Origin of the sequence: Streptomyces sp. 2-1 (genome assembly GCF_048564895.1) — a bacterium.
Taxonomy (GTDB): Bacteria; Actinomycetota; Actinomycetes; order Streptomycetales; family Streptomycetaceae; genus Streptomyces; species Streptomyces phaeochromogenes.
The window spans coordinates 1,292,334-1,314,893 of record NZ_CP183383.1 but is presented as its reverse complement, the minus strand read 5'-3'; the positions used below and the strand labels follow the sequence as shown (position 1 = coordinate 1,314,893).

The following is a 22,560-nucleotide window of genomic DNA, read 5'->3' as shown; positions in this document are numbered from 1 at the left end:
TACCGTTCCAGTGCTTCAGCAGCCGGACGGTGCGGGCGAAGACGACGTTGGTGTCGTCCCACGAGATCAGCCGCAGGACCCTGTCACACGCCGTGCTGCGTACCGTGACCCGCTTCTGCCAGTCCGCCGATGGGGCTCTGGCACCCCGCCGCGTACCGGCCCTGCGCAGGCTCGGAACACCGGACGAGCGCGCCCAACTCGCCCACGCAGTCATGCCGTTCGTCGGAAAGGCCTGGACAGATCTGCAGAATCCCGAGGAAGGTGTGGTGCGCTTCGATCACGACCACTACCTGAAGATGTGGGCCCTGACCGAACCGAAGATCAGGGCCGACTTCCTCTTCCTTGACGAAGCCCAGGACACCAATCCCGTCCTTGAGCGGGTCTTCGCCGCTCAACGCGGCCACGCCCAGCTGGTGATGGTCGGCGACTCTGCCCAGGCCATCTACGGGTGGCGCGGTGCCCCGGACGTGATGACAGGCTTCGACGCCACCCACCTCACGTTGCCCCGCTCCTTCCGCTTCGGCCCTCTCCTCGCCGAACAGGCCAATCGGTGGCTCGCGTTCACCGACGCGCCGATCCGGCTGACCGGTACCGACATGATCCCGTCGAAAGCGGGAGTGGTCACCTGTCCGGACGCGGTGTTGTGCCGCACCGACATCGGCGCCATGACCGAAGCCATGAGGCAGTTGGAAGCTGGACGTCGTGTCGCTCTGCCCCGGGGTGGGCAGATACTCATCGCACTGGCGATGGCCGCCCGGGACATCGAGGACGGCCGTCGCACATCCCACCCCGAACTGGTTCTCTTCCCATCCTGGGGTGAGTTGCAGGACTACGCGGAGCACGATCCGGCCGGCCGAGATCTCCAGCCGTTTGTGGAGCTTGTCGACACACACGGACCCGAAGCCATCATCGCCGCCGTCGATGCGGTGACCCACGAGAGTAGAGCCGAGGTCACGGTCTCCACCGCCCACAAGGCCAAGGGTCGGGAGTTGCCCGAAGTCAGAATCGCCGACGACTTTCCCCCGCCGCCGGACAGCGACCAACCGGACGGCAGCGGCCGCCCGATTCCCGAACCCGTGAGCGATATGGGCGCACGCCTCGCCTACGTCGCGGTAACTCGCGCCCGCCACCAGCGGGACCTCGGCGGTCTCGCATGGATCTCATGGTGGGCGGTGATAGGTGCGTCACGAGCAGGCATACGTCCGAGCACAGAACCCGGCGTACAGCCTGGCTCGTCTGCCGTCCCTACCTGTGCAGGTCAGAGGCCCGGTTGCCGCCGGTCAGCGACACCGGGGCGGGATGCCCTGGCCGTCGGTGAGGACGTGGTGCTTACTGCCCGGTCGTGCGGCCGACCGGGCTGGGCCCGCTTTGTCGTCAGGCTTGCGCGACGACGCTCCCGTCTGTGCCCCGTCGTCGACCGGCTGGGGACGGGTCACAGGTGGATGACGATCAGGGCGGTGTCGTCGGTGTTGCCGGTGGGGGGAAGGAGGTCGGCCAGGAGGGCATCGGCCATGGCCTCGGGGTCGGATTGCCGGTGGTGGGTGAGGGAGGCGGCGAGGCGGCCCAGGCCGATGTCGATGTCCTCGCTACGGCGTTCGATCAGCCCGTCGGTGTACAGGACAAGGGTGGCGCCCTTGGCGAACGGCGCGCGAGCCTGGGGGCGGGGCACGTGTTCCGGCCGGGCACCGAGAGGCGGGTCGGTGGCCTGGTCGAGGAAGATCACGGTGCCGTCGGGGTGGAGCAGGGCCGGCGGAGGGTGGCCGGCGCAGCTGTAGGTGATGGTGTGGTCCTCCCAGTCGATGAAGGTGGTCACGACGGTGCTCGACTCGGCGCCCTCGACGAAGCGGGCGTACAGGCCCAGGGCGTCCAGGGCCCGGGCCGGCCCGTCGGCGACGCGGCAGGCCGCGCTCAGGGCGCTGCGCAGCTGACCCATGGCACAGGCAGCGGCGAGACCGTGGCCGACGACGTCGCCGACAGCGACCGCGAGGCTCTTGCCGGGCAGGTCGACCAGGTCGTACCAGTCGCCGCACACGTTCAGGGAGCCGATGGCGGGCTGGTAGCGCACGGCCGCCCGGTGGTGTCCGAGGGGTCTGGGGGCGGGCAGCATCGCATCCTGCAGGGCCAGTGCGACCTCGCGTTCGTGGGCGTGCGCCGTGCGTAGCCGTTCGTTGACCTCCTGCAGCTCGCGGGATCGGGTGTAGAGCTCGGCCTCCAGCACCCGGGCCCGGCTGTCGCGGCCCGGGCCGCCGCGGGCGCGGATGAGTTCGGTGACCTCCTCCACCCGGTGTACGACCAGTACCACCTGGCCGTCGGGGCCGCAGACGGGTGCGTTGACCGGGCTCCAATAGTGTTCCTGCCAGTGGCCGGGGCGCTGGGGGTCCTCGATGTCGTAGCGGAGCAGGGCCATGGTGTCGCGTTCGCCGGTGGCCGCCACCCGCAGCATCGACGCGCGGGTCTCCCGCATGCCGGCCGCGGCCGGCTCGTTCGGGTTCTCGGGGAATACGTCGAAGATGTAGCGGCCCAGCAGTTGTTCGCGGGTGCGTCCGGCGAGCCGTAGGAAGTCGTCGTTGGCATCGGCGTACACCAGGTCGGGGGTGAGCAGCGCCACCATGCCGGGCAGGGCCTGGAAGACCGCCGCGTAGTCGATCTGCGGTTCCCTCATGTCCTGCCTGCCTCGATGTCGAAGGTCACCGTGCCGTTCCACGATAGGAGCGAACACGCCACGGGGCCCGGGGACTGCTCCCTCCGCAGCCCGGCAGCTTCATATCGTCGGCATGAGCCGCGGGACCTGCGTCGGCGCCTTCCCCACCCGCGCGCGGGCGGACGGCGAGACCGTCTCTCGATATCCATCGTCCGCGGCGGCCCCAGGTTCACCGCCGACGGCATGAGATCCCCGACCGGCTGCACGGCATCCAGGAGGTGCGGCCGGGGCTCGCCTCACGTGCCGCCGATGGCATGCCCGTGGGCATCGTCGTAGCCGCGCGCGCTCCCACTGTCACCGCCCCCTGCGACGCCGCCTTGGTGCACGCAGAGGTCATCGGAACCTGCTGTCCGGTTCCTGTGCCGCGGTGGCACTGGATCCTGCAGCTGCGCGACGGACTTGCTCGGGGCCCGATCCGGCGCTGGAACGGTGTGAGCACGAGGGCATGGTCAGCCGTCTCCTGGCCAGAACCTGATGCGTGGCGCCTTGACGCGTGCCGTGCGGCGACTGGTGCCCGCTTGACGCGGAGAAGGCTCTGGCGGTCGCACCTCTCACGTCTTGGCCATGACGTAACTGTCTGCACGTACGACCCTCGGCGCAGTTCCTCAGACAGTACGGTGAGAACGAGGTCTAGCGGTTGTGTTGCACCTTGTCTGCGCGGGTCGGTCGGAGGAATTGATGAGCGGCGAAGTGCGCGGGGGGCCCGAGCAGCATCTGCCCAAGTTGCGGTTCGATGAACTGCTGGACGAGTTGCAGTCTCGGATCGACGCTGCGCGTGGGACGCAGGACCGGGTGCACAGCCTGTTGGAGGCGGTGCTGTCGGTCGGGCGGGAGCTGGATCTGCCACAGGTGCTGCGGCGCATCGTCGAGGCCGCCGTGGTGCTGGTGGACGCCGAGTATGGGGCACTGGGCGTGATCGGCGACGACAGTCGGCTGTCGGAGTTCCTGACGGTGGGCATGCGCGACGAACAGCGCGCGGAGATCGGTGACCTGCCCAGCGGCCACGGCATCCTTGGCGAACTCATCCGGCATCCGGTACCCCTGCGGCTGCCGGAGCTCTCGGAACACCCCTCCTCGTACGGTTTCCCGGCTCACCACCCGCCGATGCACTCGTTCCTGGGTGTGCCCATCCGTGTGCGCGACAGAGTGTTCGGGAACATCTACCTCACCGAGAAGCGCGGCGCCGATGAGTTCGACGCCGAAGATGAGGCGGTGCTCTCGACGCTTGCCGTGGCGGCCGGCGTGGCGATCGAGAACGCTCGGTTGTACGAGGAGACCCGGCTGCGTGAGCGCTGGATGCGGGCCAGCGCGGAGGTCACGAGCACGCTGCTGTCGGGTGCCTCCAGCGACGAGGTGCTGGAGCTGATCGTCGAGCAGGCCCTGGAGATTGCCTCGGCCGACGTCGGGATGATCGCGGAATACGTGTTGGGAGCGGATGAACTGCGGCCGGTGCTCGCTGTCGGGGCGGACGCCGAGCGGCGCAGCGGGCTGGTGCTCCCGGCCCAGGAGGGGTTTGTCGCGGCCGCGCTCACCACGGCGGAGCCGGTGGTCAGCGTCGACATAGAGCACGACGACCGTACCGGTGAGCGGGAGTCGCACTGGGCCGGGCTCGGCCCCGTGGTCGCGGTGCCGCTCGGCGCCGGCGGGAAGGCTCGCGGGGTGTTGCTGCTGGGACGCCTGGCGGGCCGTACGACGTTCTCGGACGACGACACCGGGCCGTTGCTCGGCTTCGCGGGCCAGGCGGCGCTGGCGCTGGAGCTAGCCGAACGGCGCCGGGACGCGGAGCAGATCGCGCTGCTGCAGGACCGGGACCGGATCGCGCGCGATCTGCACGACCTGGCGATCCAGCGGCTCTTCGCGGCCGGCATGACGCTGCAGAGCGCCCAGCGGTTCATGGACCATCCCGAGGGCACGGAACGGTTGTCGCGGACCGTCGATGACCTCGACGACACCATCAAGATCATCCGTTCTACGATCTTCGGGCTGCGTGCGCAGGGGGGACGGGCCAAGGAGGGCAGCGGTCTGCGCGGCCGGATGTCCGAGGCAGTGCAGGCCTCCGCCACCTCGTTCGGGTTCGCTCCCGCACTGCGGATCGAGGGCCTCGTCGACACCGATGTGCCCGGCGACGTCGCGGACCACGCGCTCGCCGTACTGGGCGAGGCACTCAGCAACGCGGTCCGGCATTCGGGCGCGCGTTCTGTGGACGTCCACCTGCGGTGCGCCGGGGGCGAGTTGACGCTGACGGTGACGGACGACGGCTGCGGAGTGCCGGACGGGGTCGCGCGCAGTGGACTGAAGAACATCGAGGAACGGGCCCACGCGCTCGGTGGCGCGCTGACACTCGGCGAACGGCCGGACGGCGGAGGCACTCAGCTGGTGTGGCGCGTGCCGACGGGCTCAGCCGGGGCCTGAAGGAGCGCCGTCGACCAGGGCCTGCCGAGCCGCCCGACGCGGAGAAACGGGTCCCTCCGGGCCGTACCCCAGGCGGAGCACCATCTGCGCGTGACCGCGCCTGTCGCTCGGCTGCGGTATGAGCTGCTCACGCAGGTCGGGCCACTCCAGCGCCTGGTGCAGCAGCGACGACCGTATGCCGTTGGCGGTGGCCACGAGCAGGACTCGTTCGAGTGCCTGGCCGGCGCGCAGCCAGTCGGTCCGCCGGTCGTGAGTGGTGGACAGCACGGCGATTGTCGGCCGTTTCTCGAAGGGGCGGGCGGCCAGCACGGCCGGGTGCCGGTGAGCGCCGAAGTCCCGCATCGGGATTTGTTCCCGGTAGTCCTGCGGCCCCAGCGTCTCGGGTGGCATCCCGAGGGCTTCGTGGTTGGGTTCGTGCACCCAACGGCGGCTTTCCGCAGCCTTGTCGGGATCGGCTGTGTTGCGATGCTCCGCCTCTCTGGTGATCCGCAGCTGACGGTCGGTTTCGCCTGGCGAGAGATGGCTAAGGAGCGCACCTTCGGAGTGGGCGGCCTCGGTGAGTTCCGTGAGCACGGGCGCGGGCAGCGGTCGCTCGGAGAAGGGGAAGCGGCTGCTGTGCCGGCGCCACACCGCGTCGTACAGGCGGGGCGAAGAGGCGGTTCTGGCGGTGCCGCCGAGGCGTACGGCGGCGAGCAGATCCGGCTGGTCGGGCCGGGGCAGCAGACGGGGCACCGGTTCCCAGCCGAAGTGCGCCACCGCCACTCGCAGGTTGAGGAGCGCGCAGCCGACCGAGAGGTGCAGGGCGCGTCCGGTCGGATCGGTGTGGCGCAAACCGCGGTCTGCGGCGGCGCGGATCTCCAGGGTGACGGTGTCCGGGTCGAGGCGGAAGCGCCAGGGCTGGGTGTTGTGGATCGAGGGGGCGGCCACGGCTGCGGAGACGAGCGTCTCCAGCGTCGGGACGTCGAGCGTCGCAGACCTCATGGGGAACTCCTCACCGCCCTGAGCCGACGGGTCGGCGGGGCTTCTCGGTAACCGTTCCCAGCGTGCGGTTACCGGTGGAGGCGGGAGGAGGGGCCGTACGGCCTCCTGCGACGCCGGACGGCCCTGATGTCTGTCACCTGGTGGGACGCTCACCGGACTCGGGCTGTTCGAGGTGGGAGGCGAGGACCGCGGCCTGGACCCGGCGCTGGACGCCCAGCTTGGCCAGGAGCCGGGAGATGTGGTTCTTGACGGTCTTCTCCGAGAGGAAGAGGTTCTTGCCGATCTCGCGGTTGGTGAGTCCGTCACCGATGAGCGCGAGGATGTCCCGCTCGCGCGGCGACAGGCTGGCCAGTTCGGGGGCCATGGCCGGGGTGTCGGCCGGCTCCGCCCGCAGGGAGCGCATCAGCCGGGCGGTGGTCGCGGGGTCGAGCATGGACTGGCCCGAGGCGACGGTGCGTACCGCCGAGACGAGGTCGGAGCCCTTGATCTGCTTGAGTACGTAGCCCGAAGCCCCGGCCATGATCGCGTCGAGCAGGGCCTCCTCGTCGTCGAACGAGGTCAGCATCAGAACGGCCAGCTCCGGCATCTGGCTGCGCAGCTCACGGCAGACGGTGATCCCGTCGCCGTCGGGCAGGCGTACGTCGAGGACGGCGACGTCCGGGCGGAGGGCAGGGCCGCGGGCGAGCGCGTGCTCGACGTTCTCGGCGTCGCCGACCACCGAGATGTCCGGTTCGGCGTCCAGGAGGTCGGACAGGCCGCGTCGTACGACCTCGTGGTCGTCCAGCAGGAAGACACGGATCGGGTCCTGCTCCGTGAAGGTGCGTGCCTCGGTCATGACGACCCCTTGTTTTCCGGCGACTGATGGACTGCGGGTTGCCCGCGGCGACGATCATCACTCGCGGGGACCGGATGCACTAGGGCCGACCGGCCCCACTCCAACCCACAATGCGCCCTGACCGGCCTACTGGCCACGGACCAGCGGCCCCTCCCGGCGGCGATCACGCGGTGACACCGTCCTTGCATTGCTCGTGCTTGTTGTGCCCATGAGGGGGTGTGACCGATGCGGAAGGTCAGGCGCACGAAGGTCCGGGGGTGGCGGTGGCGGAACAATCCCCTGCGGCGCCACAGTGATGCCGTGGAGGCATGGGTCGTGCTGGCCACTTGGGCGACCGCGATGGCCGGGGGTGCCGCTGTCGGTGTAATCGGCGCGCAGGCCATGGAGAGCGCGGTCGAGCGGCAACGAGCGGGTCGGCAACCGGTCGCCGCCGTACTGCTGGAGACCGCGCCGACCGGTGTGCGTGATGTGGCCACCGGAATCAAGTACGACCACGTGAAGGCGAAGGTGCGCTGGACCGACGGCAACGGAGTCACCCACACGGCCAAGGCAGGCGTGAAGCCAGGTGCCAAGGCGGACACCGAGGTGACGGTGTGGACCGACGGACAAGGACGTGTGGTGTCCGAACCTGTCAGTTCCGCGGAGGCGACGGCACGCGTGGCACTGGCCGGCACGGGGGTCGCCATGGCCGGATGCCTCGTGATCCTCGTGGGCGGGCTTACGGTGCGCCTGCGTGTGGAGCGTCGCGCCACCGAGCGGTGGGGCGAGGAGTGGGATCTGGTGGGGCCGCAGTGGGGGCGCAAGGCCGGTTGAGGAGCTGATGCGGTCAGGTTCCGCTTCGTCCCTCTCGGAACGCTGTAGAAACGCGCCCACACTGTCACCTGGAGCGCCTGGTGCAGCGGACTAAGGGCTTCCCCCTGTCACTGTCCCTACGTGGCAGGCGTCGCCTCTGAGGAGCGGCCATGCCCCTTGAGCTCGAACTCCACGTCCACGACACCCTCGACGGCCCGGACCAGGCGCGCGGCCACGGGGACCAAGGACGTGTCCCGGACGTGCCCGCCGAGCTTCACGATTCCGTCCCGGACCTCTACCCGGACAGTGGATGCCGGCGTGGGGAAGAGGTACGCCACGACCTCCCTGCGGACCTCCTCCGCGATCTCCTCGTCGTCCCGCAGGAACACCTTCAGCAGGTCGGCGCGGCTGACGATGCCCTCCAGATTGCCCAGTTCGTTGACGACGGGGAGCCGTTTGACCTTGGCGCGAGCCATGGTCCGTGCGGCCTGGGCGAGCGTCGCGTTCGGGCGCGTGGTGAGGGCGGGAGTGGTCATCAGCTCGCCGGCGGTCACCGCGCCGGCCTTGGCGAGGTCGGAGAGGCGCCGCAGTTGCGTGTACCGGTCGGGGTCGCTGTCGCGGAACTCCTCCTTGGGCAGGAGGTCCGCCTCGGAGACGACGCCGACGACGCGGCCCTCGCCCTCCATGACGGGCAGGGCGCTGACCTTCCACTCCTGCATCATCTGCACGATCTCCTTGAAGCGCGCCCCTCGGCCGATGGCGGCGACCGTGTGGGTCATGACGTCGCTCACGATGTGCGGTGTGCCGTGCATGGTGACTCTCCTTGGTCGCGTCGGATTCGAGGCCCGGTCACAGGGTGCTGCCGCTGCCGTACGGCGCGTACAGGTCCAGCAGCCTGGTCCGGGCCGACCGCAGCCGGTGGGCGAGGACGTCGCCCACCCACTGGGTGACGGCGTGGCCCAGGGCGTGGTCGTCCTGGCACATCGCCCGGACCGCCGTGGCGTCGAACTCGTAGGCGCTGACCGGGCTCGTCGCCTCGGCGCCCAGATGCCACGCGTGTGGCGCGAACAGCCAGGACCAGCCGATGAGTTCGTTGTGCCCGATGGTCTCGATCACGGCCGCCCGGCGTCCTGGGACATGTATGTCGAGGGTCACTGTGCCGGTCCGGATGATCCAGAACCGGTCCGCGCGTGTGCCCTCTTCGAAAAGGCGGGTTCCCTGAGGGAAGGACACCTCGCGTGCGGTGCGCATCAGCCGTTCGCGGTGCTCGGCGGGCAGTGCACGAAGCATGCTGAGTGTGGTGGAAGTGTTCATGACCCTGGCTTCTTCCTGGAGGACGTGGACCGCTTCGTGAGATCGACGAGCGCTACGACGCCGGGCCGGAGCCGCAGCCGTGGTGAAGGCGGCCGGGACCACTAGTGCGCCGCGCTGGGTGGAGTGTGTCTTTCCTGCCCGGGAGGGGAGTACGGACCTGTCGACTCCAGCCTCTTTCGGCGGGCCCGCTCTCACCAGGGGCCACCCGGCCCAGAGACCGGGCCGTACGGCACCGGACCGGTATGGGGCAGGCGCCCGGAGCCGCGCGGCATCGCGCGGACCGTCGTGCTTTGCGCCCGTCGCTCCGGCCTCGGAGCGACGGGCCCACCGAGGTTGAGCCGAAGGGCCCCCGGGAGGACCTGGTCGGCCCCTACTCGCCGTGCCCTTTTCGTACGAAGTTCTACAAGGACAGGTACGTACAAACGCAGGAGGTGCGGATCATGCTTCGACACGTCGCCGCGGGGATCGACGGCTCGCCCGAGAGCCTCGCCGCCGCGCACTGGGCGGCCCGGGACGCGCTTCGGCGCGGCGTCGCGCTACATCTGGTGCATGCCTGGGAATGGCGTCCGCGCCCCGCCCCGTCGGTACCGATGGGCGTGTCCCAGCGTGAGTGGGCAGAGCAGACCCTGACGCAGGCGTCGAACAGCGTCCGCGCCGCTCACCCCGGGCTGAGCATCATCGACGAGCCGGTGCCGCAGTCGCCGGTCGCCGCCTTGCTCGCGGCCGCCGAGCAAGCCGAGCTGCTGGTCCTCGGCTCCCGTGGACTCAGCGGTGTCGCGGGCTTCCTGGTCGGTTCCGTGTCCCAGCGGGTCGTCGCCAGGTCGACGTGTCCCGTCGTGCTCGTACGGGTGGGGGAGAGTTCCGCGGACGAGCACTTCGCGGCCCCTGGAGGAGTCTCGCCGGACGAGATCTCCGAGACCCCGTATCGCGACATCGTTCTCGGGCTCGACACCGGCCGGCCCTGTGACCAGCTGATCGAGTTCGCCTTTGAGACGGCCCGGCGCTGCGAAGCGGCTCTGCGGGTTGTTCACGTCTTCAGCGCCCCCTCGGCCCACACGGCGGCCGACCGGCTCGTTCCGCAGTCCGGACCCGAACTGCTGGCGGAGCACGAACACGCCGTGGTCGCGGCACTGCGACCGTGGTGCGAGAAGTTCCCCGAGGTCGCCGTTGCCGAGACGGTTGTCGAAGGGCGTGCGGCCAATGAGTTGGTGCGGGCCGCCTCCGGAGCGGCCCTCGCCGTCGTGGGACGGCGGACGCGGGAGGCTCGGCTCGGTACGCACATCGGTTCCGTCGCGCACGCGGTGCTGCACCACGCCGGGTGCCCCGTCGCCGTGATCCCGCATGCCTGAAGCAGCGTCGCGCCGACCTCGCGAACCGGGCAGGGACGCCATATCCGTGCCTGCCCGGTGGCCATCGACCCACAGGAAGGGACGGACATGACCACACCCCATGTGACCGTCGGAGTGGACGGCTCACTCATCGCCGTACGGGCGCTGGACCAGGCCGCCGACGAGGCGGCACTGCGAGGCACCGCTCTGGAGATCGTGTACGCCGTTCACGACATCGACGAGGCCGGACCCATCCTGGCGTCCTCGGCGTTACGCGCCCGCGCCCGCCACCCCGGCCTGATGGTCACCACCTCAGCGGCCCAGGGCAGTCCCGTACAGGCCCTGTTGCGCCACGGGCAGGACGCGGCCCTCATTGTGGTCGGCACCCGCGGCCTCGGAGGCGTCGCCGGTCGGCTGTTCGGTTCGGTGAGCCTGCGCCTGGCCGCCCGCTCACACACCCCGCTGCTCGTCGTACGAGGGGATCATCAGCCGGCACGCCGTGGCGGGGTGCTGGTGCTCGGCCTGGAGAGCGAAGCCGACACGGACGCGGCCGCATACGCCTTCGCAGAGGCCGAACGCCGAGGATCCGGGCTGCGCATCCTGCGCGCGTGGACCTATCGGCACCTCACACCCGAGCAACCGGACCCGCTGCCCACACACCGATTGCAGGACGACCTCGTCCGGCAGGCACGGACCGAACAGGCGGTGCCCCGCTTCGCGGTGGCCGGCCTTCGGGAGCAGCACCCCGGGGTCGGGGTGGAGACCCGCGCGGTCCGTTCGAGTCCGGCGTACGCGCTGCTGGAGGCCACCCGCGACGCTGACGTCGTGGTCATCGGCGCCCACCGTCACCCGAACCGGCTCGGCCCACAACTGGGCCCCGTCACCCACGCCCTGTTGCACCGTTCCCACTGCTCTGTGCTGGTCGTCCCCACGGGACAGGCCACCGCGATCACTCGCTGAACCACAGGCGCACGGCGGCAGTCCGCGACGGCGCTGAGGGAACTTGCCGCCGGGGCTGCCGGATGCCGTCGGACCCCAAGCCGCCAGGACCTCGAACCCCGGACCATCCACCGCCGCCGCTCGGACCGGCCGAAAGGGCCTGATCCAGCGTCGGTATGGGCCGACCGGCCCTGTTGACGGCCCATCGGGGGGCCGAGGGTGGGAGGCAGCACGCACCGGCACGTGACTTCCACCGGAAGGGAATCCACCATGCGCGACGTCCCACAGCAGGCGCCCGCCCAGATCACGGACGACGAACTGCGGGCTCTGGACGCCCACTGGCGTGCCGCCAACTACCTGGCCGTCGGCCAGATCTACCTCATGTCCAACCCGCTGCTCACCGAGCCCCTGCGCCCCGAGCACGTCAAGCCCCGCCTGCTCGGCCACTGGGGCACCTCCCCGGGCCTGAACCTGGTCCACACCCACCTCAACCGCGTCATCAGGGCCCGTGGCCAGGACGCCCTGTGCATCTGGGGCCCCGGACACGGCGGACCCGCGGTACTGGCCAACTCCTGGCTGGAGGGCACCTATTCGGAGACGTACCCGGATGTGAGCCGGGACGCCGCGGGCATGGCCAGGCTCTTCAGGCAGTTCTCCTTCCCCGGCGGGGTGCCCAGCCACGTCGCGCCCGAGACACCCGGCTCCATCCACGAGGGAGGCGAACTCGGCTACTCGCTCTCGCACGCGTACGGCGCCGCACTGGACAACCCGGATCTGCTGGTCGCCTGCGTGATCGGCGACGGTGAGGCCGAGACCGGGCCGCTGGCGGCCTCCTGGCACTCGAACAAGTTCCTCGACCCGGTTCACGACGGGGCGGTGCTGCCGATCCTGCACCTGAACGGTTACAAGATCGCCAACCCGTCGGTGCTGGCCCGGCTGCCCGAGTCCGAACTCGACGCACTTCTCCGGGGATACGGCCACGCCCCGATCCATGTCACCGGTGACGACCCGATGACCGTCCACCGTGCCATGGCCGCCGCCATGGACGACGCCATGGAGCGGATCGAACTCCTGCAGCGCACCGCACGCGAGGAAGGCGTCACCCAGCGGCCTCACTGGCCGGTGATCGTGCTGCGCACCCCGAAGGGCTGGACCGGGCCGGCCGAAGTCGACGGCCTTCCCGTGGAGGGCACTTGGCGCGCCCACCAGGTCCCGCTGTCGGCGGTCCGCGACAACCCGGAGCACCTGCGACAGCTGGAGACCTGGCTGCGCTCGTACAAGCCCGAAGAGCTCTTCGACGAGCACGGCCGCCCCCGCGAGCAGGTGCTTGCCTGTATCCCCGAGGGCACCCGGCGCCTGGGCGCCACCCCGCACGCCAACGGCGGTCTGCTGTTGCGCGAGCTGCCGCTGCCGGAGCTGGACCGGTACGCCGTCCAGGTCGACAAGCCCGGCGGCACGCTGCACGAACCCACCAGGGTCCTCGGCGACCTGCTGGAGAACGTCATGCACCACACCAGCGGCCGCCGCGACTTCCGGATCGTCGGTCCCGACGAGACCGAGTCAAACCGGCTCCAGGCCGTCTACAACGCCAGCGGCAAGGCATGGCAGGCCGAGACCCTGCCCGTCGACGAGCACCTGGACCGGCACGGCCGGGTCATGGAGATCCTCTCCGAACACACCTGCCAGGGCTGGCTGGAGGGCTATCTGCTGACTGGACGGCACGGTCTGTTCTCCTGTTACGAAGCCTTCGTGCACATCGTCGACTCCATGGTCAACCAGCACATCAAGTGGCTGCGCGTCACTCGCCGGCTGCCCTGGCGCGCCCCCATCGCCTCCCTCAACTACCTGCTGACCTCACACGTCTGGCGCCAGGACCACAACGGCTTCTCGCACCAGGACCCCGGCTTCGTCGACCACGTACTCAACAAGAGCCCCGAGGTCGTACGGGTCTATCTGCCGCCGGACACCAACACCCTGCTGTCGGTGGCCGACCACGTGCTGCGCAGCCGCGACTACGTCAACGTCGTGGTGGCCGGCAAGCAGCCCAGCTTCGACTGGCTCACCATGGACCAGGCGCGGGCCCACTGCGCCCGTGGCGCCGGGATCTGGGAGTGGGCGGGTACCGAGGACGGCATCCGTGAGCCCGACGTGGTGCTCGCAGCCGCCGGCGACGTCCCCACCCTGGAGACGCTGGCCGCCGCGCAGTTGCTGCGACAGCACCTGCCGGACCTTGCCGTCCGTGTGGTCAACGTCGTCGACCTGGCCCGGCTGCTGCCGCAGGAGGAACACCCGCACGGCATGCCGGGATCGGAGTACGACGCACTGTTCACCCGCGACAGGCCGGTGATCTTCGCCTACCACGGCTATCCCTGGCTGATCCACAGGCTTGCCTACCGGCGCACCGGCCACGCCAACCTCCACGTCCGCGGCTACAAGGAGATCGGCACCACCACCACGCCCTTCGACATGGTCGTCCGCAACGACCTCGACCGCTACCGCCTGGTGATGGACGTCATCGACCGGGTCCCCGGACTGGCCGTACGCGCCGCCCCCGTCCGGCAGTTGATGGAGGACACCCGGCTGCGCCACTACGACTGGATCCGCGAACACGGCACCGATCTGCCCGAGGTCGCCGACTGGACCTGGAGCGGCTGACCGGCCCCTTGGACGAGGGACCTTCGGCCCGTCGTCAGGGGCCCTGCAGCCCCTCCGAACTCCCTTGCCGCAGCGGGACATTGAAGGCGCAACGAGAGCCACCAAGGCCTCGTCCACCGGCCCTTGGAAGGGATGAGCATCATGGCAGTCCACGAGCACCCCCACCGGCACACGGGGTTCCACCTCCCGTCGGTGCGCCGGACCAGGACCGCGTCCGGCGACGCCGAGACCGCGACGGTCACGGCGACCCGTTCGTACGTCTTCGCCGGGCTGCGCCTGCTGACCGGGTTCGTCTTCCTGTGGGCCTTCCTCGACAAGACCTTCGGCTTCGGCTACGCGACCGGCTCCGGCAAGGCCTGGATCGACGGCGGCTCGCCGACCAAGGGTTTCCTCGGCGGCGTCGCCGTGGGACCGATGGAGTCCACGTTCCACGACTGGGCCGGGGCCGGCTGGGCCGACTGGCTGTTCATGCTCGGCCTGCTCGGCATCGGTCTCGCTCTGGTCTCCGGCATCGCGCTGCGGCTCGCCGCGGTCGCGGGCACCGTAATGATGGCGCTGATGTGGATCGCGGAGTGGCCCCCGGCCAAGCACCTGTCCGACGGTTCGCTGAGCATGTCCACCAACCCCTTCGCCGACTACCACCTGATCTACGCCGTCGTCCTCATCGCCCTCGCGGCCGCAGGCGCCGGCGCCACGTGGGGCCTGGGCAAGGCGTGGGCACGCCTGCCGTTCGTCAGCCGCAACCGCTGGCTGCTCTGACCACTCGGCTCGGCCCGGGGCGCCACCGCGACGACGCGGTGGCGCCCCGCGATCGTGATGCCACCCGGGACCAATGGGTCCCACCAGGGACCAGCGGCCCCTCCTGGCGCAACTGCCCGGCCCGGAAACTGAATCCACATCCCCCTCAAGGAGGTTCTGACATGCCCCGCAATGTAACCGCCGGTCTGGACGGCTCGCCCGAGAGCCTTGCCGCCGTCGACTGGGCCGCCCGTGAAGCCCTGCTCCGTGACATGCCTCTGCGGCTCGTGCACGCCCGAGAATGGGAGCCGTACGCATACGCACCGCTGGGCGGAGTCAGTGTGCCGCGGTCCGTGAGCGACGCGCACCGCGACTGGGCCGCGCACATGCCGCGTGAGGCCGAGAGCCGACTTGCGCGTCGGTACCCCGGCCTGCGGATCGGCACTGACAGCATGGCGGAGAAGCCCGTACCCGTGCTGCTCGCCGCCGCCGAGGACGCCGACGTGCTGGTGCTCGGGTCCCGGGGCCTGAACGGAGTCACCGGGTTCCTGCTCGGTTCCGTCGCACTGGCCGTCGTGGGCAGGACGACCCGGCCCGTCGTCCTCGTACGGGCCGGTGGGCGCGCCGAGGACGAGCACCTGCCGGACGGCGCCGGAGTCGCGTCCACGGTCACTCCGTACCGCGACGTCGTGCTCGGGCTGGACCTGCGCAACCCCGACGACAAAGTGATCGAGTTCGCGTTCGACGCCGCCTCACGCCGTGCCGCGAACCTGCGCGTTCTCCATGGCTGGAGCCTGCCGGTCTCCTCCCGCGGCTACGGAGGAATCGTCGACCCCGAGTACGACGCCGAACTGACCGCCCGGGTACGGCACGAGCTGAGCGACGTACTGCGACCGTGGCGGACAAAGTTCCCCGGCGTCGAGGTGAACGAGCAGACTGTGATCGGCGGAGCGGGCGCGCACCTGGTGGATGCCTCACGGGACGCGGCACTGGTGGTCGTCGGCCGCCGTACCCGGAACGCGCAGTTCGGCACTCACATAGGCCCTGTGGCCCATGCGGTCCTGCATCACGCCACCGCGCCGGTAGCGGTGGTCCCGCACGACTGACCACGAGGGCGGCACCGCTCACAGCAGGGGCGGAGGCGTCGGCAGACGGGCATTGCGTGCTCTCACAGGGAACAGGTTCGGCCGTTGTACGGACAGTAAGGAACATGCCGGAGTCGCTGTGACCGAAACACGCTGGGATGGCCCAACTGATATCGAGATGCGGGTCGTTGGGGGCGGACATGCGTGACACGGTCGGACCGGCGTCAATCCCGGCAGCCCCAGTGGCCTGCCGCGGAGGGCGCGAATGCTGTGCGGGAGCGCTCAAGGGCGGTTCAGAAGGCGCCGAGGAGCGGTTCCGGGGATTGCTGGAGGCGGCGCCGGACGCGATGGTCATCGTCGACGACATGGGAACCATGAGACTCGTCAACGCGCAGACCGAGGCGCTCTTCGGCTACCGACGCGAAGAACTCCTCGGCCAACCCGTCGAGTTGCTCATCCCCGGCCGTTTCCGTGCCCACCACGTCCAGCACCGCGACGGCTATGCCGCCAACCGTCAGGTGCGCCCGATGGGAGCGGGCCTGGAGTTGCACGGGCTGCGCAGGGACGGCACCGAGTTCCCGGTCGAGATCAGCCTCAGCCCGCTGGAGACCGCCGACGGCCTGCTCGTCTCCGCCGCCGTCCGTGACGTCAGCGACCGCAGACGGGCCGAGGAACGTATCAACGAGCTGGCCGCACTCGTCGAGTCCTCCCAGGACGCGATCCTCGCCAAGACCCTCGACGGTCACATCACCTACTGGAACGCCGCCGCCCAACGGCTGTACGGGTACACCCGGGACGACGTCATGAGCCGCCATGTGTCCCTGCTCGCCCCGTCCGAACGCCGACACGAGATCGACGCGCTCATGGACCAACTGCGCGACGGCGAGAGGATCGAGCACTTCGAGACCCTGCGGCTGACGCGTTCCGGTTGCCTCCTGGACGTCGATATCACGCTGTGGCCCACCCGCTCCCCGGACGGAACGGTCATCGGGGCGTGCGCCATCGTCCGCGACATCAGCGACCGCAAGCGGGCCGAAGCGGAACTGACCGTCCTGTACGAACAGCAACGCCACATCGCCCTCACCCTGCAGCGCAGTCTGATGGGCACACCGCCCGCCATCCCGGGGCTGGCCACCGCCAGCCGCTACCGGCCCGCCACTCAGGGGGCCGGGGTGGGCGGCGACTGGTTCGACCTCGTTCCGCTGGGAGCCGGCCGGGTCGGCGTCCTGATCGGTGATGTGATGGGCCGCGGCCTGGAAGCCGCCGCCGTCATGGGCCAGTTGCGCTCCGCCGCGCATGCCCTGGCCAAGACCGGCATGCAGCCCCGACAGCTCATGCAGGCCCTGGAGACGGTCGTCGCCGATCTGGACGTGCCCGACCAGCTGGTCACCTGCTGCTACCTGGTGATCGCGGCCGACGCGGGTGAGGTGACCATCTGCTCGGCCGGACACCTGCCCACCCTCATCGCCGCACCCGGTGAAGGCGCCCGGGCGCTGTCGGCACCCGTGAACGCACCCCTCGGTGTCGGCGGAGTCCTCTACGAGCAGACCAGCGCGGAGATCCCGGCCGGTGCCACACTCGTGCTCTACACGGACGGCCTGATCGAAACCCCGGGCAGTGACATCGAGGACCAACTCGCGCAGCTCACCGACGTACTGAGTGACCTCTTCACCACCGCCCCCGACCTGGAAGTCGCCGCCGATCGCGTCCTGGCCGCCCTGCTGCCCGACGCGGAGGGCCACAACGACGACGTCACCCTGCTGCTGACCCAGCTCCCCGACGCGCCCCTGGCCGCGGTCACCACCGACCTGCCGGCCGTCCCCGAATCAGTACCCGAGGGCCGCGCCTTCCTCACCAAGGCCCTCACCTCCTGGGACTGCACCACGACCGCGGACGACGCACGACTCCTGCTCTCCGAGATCCTGACCAACGCCGTTCAGCATGCCCAGGGCCCCCTCGGTCTGCACCTGTGCCGCACCGCCACCGAACTCACCGTCGAGGTCAGTGATCACAGCCCGCATCTGCCCCAGCCACGGCTCGCGGCCGAGGACGATGAATCCGGACGAGGACTGATCCTCGTCCGGGCCCTCGCCGACACCTGGGGCGTCCGTCCCACCGACGAGGGCAAGACCACGTGGTTCACCCTCGTGTTGTAGTGCCTGTCGCCGACGGGCCCGGGCCGGCGGGTGGCGTGGTCGGTTCAGTAGAGGGACGCGGGCCAGGTGCCGGCCACGGCGACGATGACACTCACGTCGAGCAGTACTCCGACGCTGAGCCACGGATCGAACCAGATCGCCTTGAGGGCAAGCCCGGTAGAGGCCGCCACGATCGCTGCGGTGGGCCACCAGCCGCTTCCGGCAGCCACCCCGGCCCCGGCGACGACGTAGACCAGGGCCACGTACCAGGCAAGCGCCAGCGACGTGGCCCTGGCCGGGGCGGCGGAGACGTGCGCCGCTTCGAGAACCCACGAGTGCCCGGGGTCGAAGGCGAGCTGATTGCCGGGCTGCGCCGGCGCCGTCCAGACGCCCGGGTGCAGCAGCCCGTGCGCGATCAGGAACAAGGTCACCAGCATGGTGGTCACGACAACTCCTCCGCATCGGCCGGTTCGGTGCCGCCCAGATCCAGCCGGAACGGCGGGTACGAGTCGGTCATCAGGGCGACGTACGCGGCGACGCGCAGCACCCAGCGGTTGAGACCGAGGATCAGGTCGAACAGGTCCTTCGGGTACTTCTCGGTGAAGGCCATGGTCACGCCGGCGATGACGGTCAGCAGGGCGACGAGTCCGCCCGACCACCACCCGAGGTGGTAGCCGCCGAGGAAGAAGCCGACGACGATGAGGTGCGGGACGGCCAGGAGCCACCACTTCACCAGCACCAGGCCCCGGGAGAGCCGTTCCGGGTAGGCGATGTCCAGCCGCGCCGGGTAGTCGGGTTCCGCACGCAGACTGAAGGGCGGGTAGCGGTCGGTGGCCAGGGCGCCGTACGAGTAGTAGGCGACTCGCCAACTCCAGCGCAGCACACCCAGGTTGAAGTCGAACAGTGCGCGCGGATAGTGCGCGGTGAAGAGGATGGCGAAGAACGCGATCACGCTCACCACGGCGAAGGCGATCCAGAGGAAGAACAGCACCACGTAGTGCGGAATGACCAGGATCCACTTCACCAGCCACAGCCACCGGGACAGCGGCGCGTCCAGGTCCGCGTTCACCCGGACCGGGCGGTCCGGGAATCCCACGAGGGTCGTCATGGAGATCAGCTCCTTCGTCCCGCGCCGGCCGAAGTACACCACCGGCACATGACCAGCGTCCGCCGCGCACGGTCGCGGCCGCGAGGGCTGAGTGGGGTTGTCCCGTTGGGCCTGTCGGCCCTTCGACGGCTCAGCTCGCTTCGTGCCCGCCGTCCGGCCCGGGCGCGGACGTGAGACGGATTCCGGTGACCAGGTCGGGACGGATGCGGACCGTGTAGTCCATGGCCCGGTTCATCCAGGGGCGGAGCATCGCCCGATAGCGGGCCACCTCCGCGGCGTCGGTGACCAGGTGGGCGTATCCGGTGACCACGACGCTCCAGCCGAGGTGCGTGTTCGGGTCGATGGTGTCGGCTTCGTAGGCGACGACGACGCCCTCACCTCCCGCGTGCCGCGTGTGCGAGGTCAGGGCCGCGCCCTCGTGGGTGCGGATGATGATGTCGCCGTCCTCCAGGACGTGGTTGACCGGACGGATGGTCGGCAGCGCGTGCTGGGTGAAGACGACCCTGCCCAGCGACACGCTGCCCAGCAGTTTCAGGGCTTCGGCGCTGTCGAGCTCGACGCTCTGCCGCGGTCCTGCGGCGGGCTGCTGGGCGTTCTCGGTTGCCATGATGAACTTCCGTACGGATTCGTCGCTCACTACGTGTCTCGGCGGGTTGAGGAACGGTTGCCACAGCCACGGAGCGATTCCGGGTGCGGGCAGTGGATCTAAATGGAACGGCGGTTGATCCCGCCGTACTAGGGCCGTTCGGTCCATGTCGCCGACCGGTCGACCCTATTCGCCGGGAGCGCCCGCCTCGCCGTAGTAGGCCGTGCGCATGAGCCGTTGCATGTCGTCGAGCATGGGCATGCGCGGGTTTGCGGGCGCGCACTGGTCCTCGTAGGCGTTGAGAGCCTGCTGGGGCAGCGCGTCGAGGAAGGTCTGCTCGTCGATGCCGAGGGCGTGGAACGACGGTTCTATGTGCACGCCGTCGCGCAGCCGTTCCACGGCGGCGGCCAGCGACTCGACGCCCTCGGCCGGGGTGGCCGCGGGCAGGCCGAGGGTGCGGGCGATGTCCTGGAACCGCTCGGGGGCGCGGTAGTGCTCGTACTTGGGCCAGCCGGTGAGCTTCGTCGGGACGGTGCCGTTGTAGCGGATGACGTGCGGCAGCAGGACGGCGTTGGTGCGGCCGTGGGCGATGTGGAAGGTCGCGCCGAGCGTGTGGGACATGGCGTGGACGATGCCGAGGAAGGCGTTGCCGAAGGCCATGCCGGCGATGGTGCCCGCGTTGTGCATCTTCTCCCGCGCGTCGGGCCGGGCGTCGCGGTCGTTCACGGCCGGTTCGAGGTTGTCGAAGACGAGCCTGATGGCGTGCAGGGCAGGGCCGTCGGTGAAGTCGTTCGCGTAGACGGACACGTACGCCTCGATGGCGTGAGTGAGGGCGTCGAAGCCGCTGTCGGCCGCGAGGGCCGGGGGCAGGTCGGCGGTGAGCAGCGGGTCGACGATGGCCACACTGGGGGTGAGCGCGTAGTCGGCAAGGGGGTACTTCTTGCCGGTCGCGGGGTCGGAGATCACGGCGAACGGGGTGACCTCGGCGCCGGTGCCGGAGGTGGTCGGAATGCACACCAGGCGGGCGCGCTCGCCCAGGACCGGGAAGCGGAAGGCCCGTTTGCGGATGTCGGAGAACTTCTGCCGCATGTCGGCGAAGTCCATTTCCCTGCCGACGGCCTGCTGCTCGTAGAGCAGCCACATCACCTTGGCGGCGTCCATGGGTGAGCCGCCGCCCAGAGCGATGATGGTGTCCGGGCGGAAGTCGTGCATGAGACGGGCGCCGCGCCGCACGGAGTCGATGCTCGGTTCGGGCTCGACGTTGTCGATGATCTGCACCGTCACGGGCTGGGCGCGGCGCTGCAGGACGCGGCCGACACGGTCCACGAAGCCGAGCCGGGTCATGGTCGCGTCGGTGACGATCGTGACGCGGTGGACCTCCGGCATGGAGGCGAGGTAGCTGATGGATCCCGGTTCGAAGTAGATCTTCGGCGGCACCTTGAACCACTGGAGGTTGTTGTGGCGACCGGTGACGCGCTTGATGTTCAGCAGGTTGGCGGCGGACACGTTGTTGGACACCGAGGTACTGCCCCAGGAGCCGCAGCCCAGGGTCAGCGAGGGGAGCAGGCTGTTGTAGATGCCGCCTATCGCGCCCTGCGAGGACGGGGCGTTGACGATGACCCGTACCGTCTTCATGCGTGTGCCGTACGCCTCGGCCAGTGCCGCGTCCTGGGTGTGGATGACGGCGCTGTGGCCCTGGCCGTGGAAGGCGACCATGTCGGCGGCCAGATCGAAGCCGTGTCGCTGAGTACTGGCACGCAGCACGGTCAGAACGGGGCACAGCTTCTCGCGGGTCAGGGGTTCGTCCGGGCCGATATGGTCGGCCTCGACGAGGATGAGCGAGGTGTCTACGGGCACGGTGAAGCCGGCCTGTTCGGCGATCCATGCCGGGCTCCGCCCGACGGCCGCGGAGTTGACCTTGGGCTCACAGCCGCCGCCGGCCGAAGGCCGGGGGTGCCCCCGGTTCGAGGAGTCCGTGGGGAAGAGGTACGCCTCCAGCTTCCGCTTCTCCTCGGCGGTGGCCAGGTGGGCGTGCAGGATGCGGAACTCGGCCAGGGCCGCGTCGTAGATCTCCGTGTCCAGGATGACGGCCTGCTCGGAGGCGCAGATCATGCCGTTGTCGAACGCCTTGGACAGGACGAGGTCGTTGACGGCGCGGCGCAGGCGGGCGCTCTTGTGGACGTAGGCGGGGACGTTGCCGGCGCCCACCCCGAGCGCGGGCTTCCCGGCCGAGTAGGCGGCCTTGACCATTGAATTCCCGCCCGTCGCGAGGATCAGCGAGACACCTGGGTGGTGCATCAGTGCGCCGGTCGCGTCGATGGAGGGGGACTCGATCCACTGCACGCAATGCTCGGGGGCTCCCGCGGCGACGGCCGCGTCCCGGACGATGCGGGCCGCCTCGGCGCTGCAGCGCTGTGCGGAGGGGTGGAAGGCGAAGACGACCGGATTGCGGGTCTTCAGTGCCATGAGGGCCTTGAAGAGCGTGGTGGAGGTCGGGTTGGTGACCGGTGTGATCGCGCACAGGACACCGACCGGTTCGGCGATCTCGACCATGTCGTCGATGTCGTCGCGGGCGATGACCCCGACCGTCTTCATGCGGTCCATGCTGTGGGTGACGTGCTCGCACGCGAACATGTTCTTGGCGGCCTTGTCCTCGAAGACTCCGCGTCCGGTCTCCTGCACGGCGAGGCGGGCCAGCTCGGTGTGCTGGTCCAGGGCGGCGACCGAGGCCTTCTTGACGATGTGGTCGATCTGCTCCTGGTCCATGGACTCGTAGTCGGCGAGCGCCTTGAGCCCGTCCGTGACCAACCGGTCGACGGCGATGGCGATGTCCGACGGCGCACCGTCGTCCGAAGCGGGCCGGGGCCGGTTGTCGTCATGCCGGGTCATGGGGATCTGCCTCCGTTGTTGAAGTCTGTTGCGCAAGGCCAGCGATTCGAGCGAGGCCGGTG

General features: G+C 69.9%; 17 protein-coding genes and 1 pseudogene. 9 read left to right on the top strand and 9 right to left on the bottom strand.

Annotated elements, in window-relative coordinates:
• Nucleotides 1-50: 50 nt before the first annotated feature.
• Nucleotides 51-1,160 (top strand): annotated as a pseudogene (locus ACN20J_RS05920) (UvrD-helicase domain-containing protein); the annotation flags it as partial.
• 272 nt (nt 1,161-1,432) lie between these two features.
• Here the strand turns inward: ACN20J_RS05920 and ACN20J_RS05915 are convergent.
• Nucleotides 1,433-2,662 carry a PP2C family protein-serine/threonine phosphatase gene (locus ACN20J_RS05915; RefSeq protein ID WP_419665417.1) on the bottom strand — a complete coding sequence of 410 codons (1,230 nt, stop codon included), beginning with the start codon at nt 2,660-2,662 and terminating at the stop codon, nt 1,433-1,435.
• A 717-nt stretch (nt 2,663-3,379) separates the two neighbouring features.
• On the opposite strand from ACN20J_RS05915, the gene ACN20J_RS05910 reads away from it, so the two are divergent.
• Nucleotides 3,380-5,113: a GAF domain-containing protein gene (locus ACN20J_RS05910; RefSeq protein ID WP_190228483.1), complete on the top strand. Its 1,734-nt coding sequence runs from the start codon at nt 3,380-3,382 to the stop codon at nt 5,111-5,113.
• On the opposite strand, the gene ACN20J_RS05905 is transcribed toward ACN20J_RS05910, so the two are convergent.
• Nucleotides 5,099-6,094, bottom strand: a complete 996-nt coding sequence (locus ACN20J_RS05905; protein ID WP_190228482.1) for an Acg family FMN-binding oxidoreductase — start codon at nt 6,092-6,094, stop codon at nt 5,099-5,101. The two genes, ACN20J_RS05910 and ACN20J_RS05905, sit on opposite strands and share 15 nt — an antisense overlap.
• Before the next feature lie 133 nt (nt 6,095-6,227).
• Nucleotides 6,228-6,929, bottom strand: coding sequence for a response regulator (locus ACN20J_RS05900; protein ID WP_190228481.1), 702 nt, complete (start codon nt 6,927-6,929; stop codon nt 6,228-6,230).
• 300 nt (nt 6,930-7,229) lie between these two features.
• Here ACN20J_RS05900 and ACN20J_RS05895 point away from each other — a divergent pair, with 300 nt between their 5' ends.
• On the top strand, nt 7,230-7,742 hold the full coding sequence (locus ACN20J_RS05895) for a hypothetical protein (protein ID WP_246575066.1): 513 nt from the start codon (nt 7,230-7,232) through the stop codon (nt 7,740-7,742).
• A 116-nt stretch (nt 7,743-7,858) separates the two neighbouring features.
• On the opposite strand, the gene ACN20J_RS05890 is transcribed toward ACN20J_RS05895, so the two are convergent.
• Together ACN20J_RS05890 and ACN20J_RS05885 are read right to left on the bottom strand one after the other, a co-directional pair.
• A complete protein-coding gene (locus tag ACN20J_RS05890; RefSeq protein ID WP_419665416.1) occupies nt 7,859-8,533 on the bottom strand; it encodes a CBS domain-containing protein in 675 nt (224 codons plus the stop codon).
• A gap of 37 nt (nt 8,534-8,570) precedes the next feature.
• Nucleotides 8,571-9,035, bottom strand: coding sequence for a Crp/Fnr family transcriptional regulator (locus tag ACN20J_RS05885; protein WP_190228478.1), 465 nt, complete (start codon nt 9,033-9,035; stop codon nt 8,571-8,573).
• A 440-nt stretch (nt 9,036-9,475) separates the two neighbouring features.
• On the opposite strand from ACN20J_RS05885, the gene ACN20J_RS05880 reads away from it, so the two are divergent.
• The 6 genes from ACN20J_RS05880 to ACN20J_RS05855 all read left to right on the top strand — a co-directional run bounded on the left by ACN20J_RS05880 (nt 9,476) and on the right by ACN20J_RS05855 (nt 17,936).
• Nucleotides 9,476-10,384 carry a universal stress protein gene (locus tag ACN20J_RS05880; protein WP_190228477.1) on the top strand — a complete coding sequence of 303 codons (909 nt, stop codon included), beginning with the start codon at nt 9,476-9,478 and terminating at the stop codon, nt 10,382-10,384.
• A gap of 87 nt (nt 10,385-10,471) precedes the next feature.
• Nucleotides 10,472-11,323: a universal stress protein gene (locus ACN20J_RS05875; RefSeq protein WP_190228476.1), complete on the top strand. Its 852-nt coding sequence runs from the start codon at nt 10,472-10,474 to the stop codon at nt 11,321-11,323.
• A 249-nt stretch (nt 11,324-11,572) separates the two neighbouring features.
• Nucleotides 11,573-13,957 carry a phosphoketolase gene (locus ACN20J_RS05870; protein WP_419665415.1) on the top strand — a complete coding sequence of 795 codons (2,385 nt, stop codon included), beginning with the start codon at nt 11,573-11,575 and terminating at the stop codon, nt 13,955-13,957.
• A 141-nt stretch (nt 13,958-14,098) separates the two neighbouring features.
• Entirely contained in the window at nt 14,099-14,716 is a 618-nt protein-coding gene (locus ACN20J_RS05865) for a DoxX family membrane protein (RefSeq protein ID WP_189838899.1), read from the top strand.
• A 161-nt stretch (nt 14,717-14,877) separates the two neighbouring features.
• A complete protein-coding gene (locus ACN20J_RS05860; RefSeq protein WP_419665414.1) occupies nt 14,878-15,801 on the top strand; it encodes a universal stress protein in 924 nt (307 codons plus the stop codon).
• A 344-nt stretch (nt 15,802-16,145) separates the two neighbouring features.
• The gene (locus ACN20J_RS05855) at nt 16,146-17,936 is read left to right on the top strand and encodes a PAS domain S-box protein (protein WP_419665413.1); all 1,791 of its coding nucleotides are present in this window, start codon (nt 16,146-16,148) and stop codon (nt 17,934-17,936) included.
• Nucleotides 17,937-17,980: 44 nt separating this feature from the next.
• On the opposite strand, the gene ACN20J_RS05850 is transcribed toward ACN20J_RS05855, so the two are convergent.
• From ACN20J_RS05850 to adhE, 4 genes are all read right to left on the bottom strand, one after another.
• Nucleotides 17,981-18,361 (bottom strand): hypothetical protein, encoded by a 381-nt coding sequence (locus tag ACN20J_RS05850; RefSeq protein ID WP_361916010.1) that lies wholly within the window; start codon nt 18,359-18,361, stop codon nt 17,981-17,983.
• Complete coding sequence (locus tag ACN20J_RS05845; RefSeq protein WP_361916007.1) at nt 18,358-19,023, bottom strand: DUF4389 domain-containing protein; 666 nt, start codon at nt 19,021-19,023, stop codon at nt 18,358-18,360. Before ACN20J_RS05845 ends, ACN20J_RS05850 begins: the two co-directional genes overlap by 4 nt.
• Before the next feature lie 130 nt (nt 19,024-19,153).
• Nucleotides 19,154-19,630, bottom strand: a complete 477-nt coding sequence (locus ACN20J_RS05840) for a pyridoxamine 5'-phosphate oxidase family protein (RefSeq protein WP_361916004.1) — start codon at nt 19,628-19,630, stop codon at nt 19,154-19,156.
• Between the two features lie 165 nt (nt 19,631-19,795).
• On the bottom strand, nt 19,796-22,498 hold the full coding sequence (adhE, locus tag ACN20J_RS05835) for a bifunctional acetaldehyde-CoA/alcohol dehydrogenase (RefSeq protein WP_419665412.1): 2,703 nt from the start codon (nt 22,496-22,498) through the stop codon (nt 19,796-19,798).
• Nucleotides 22,499-22,560 lie beyond the last annotated feature (62 nt).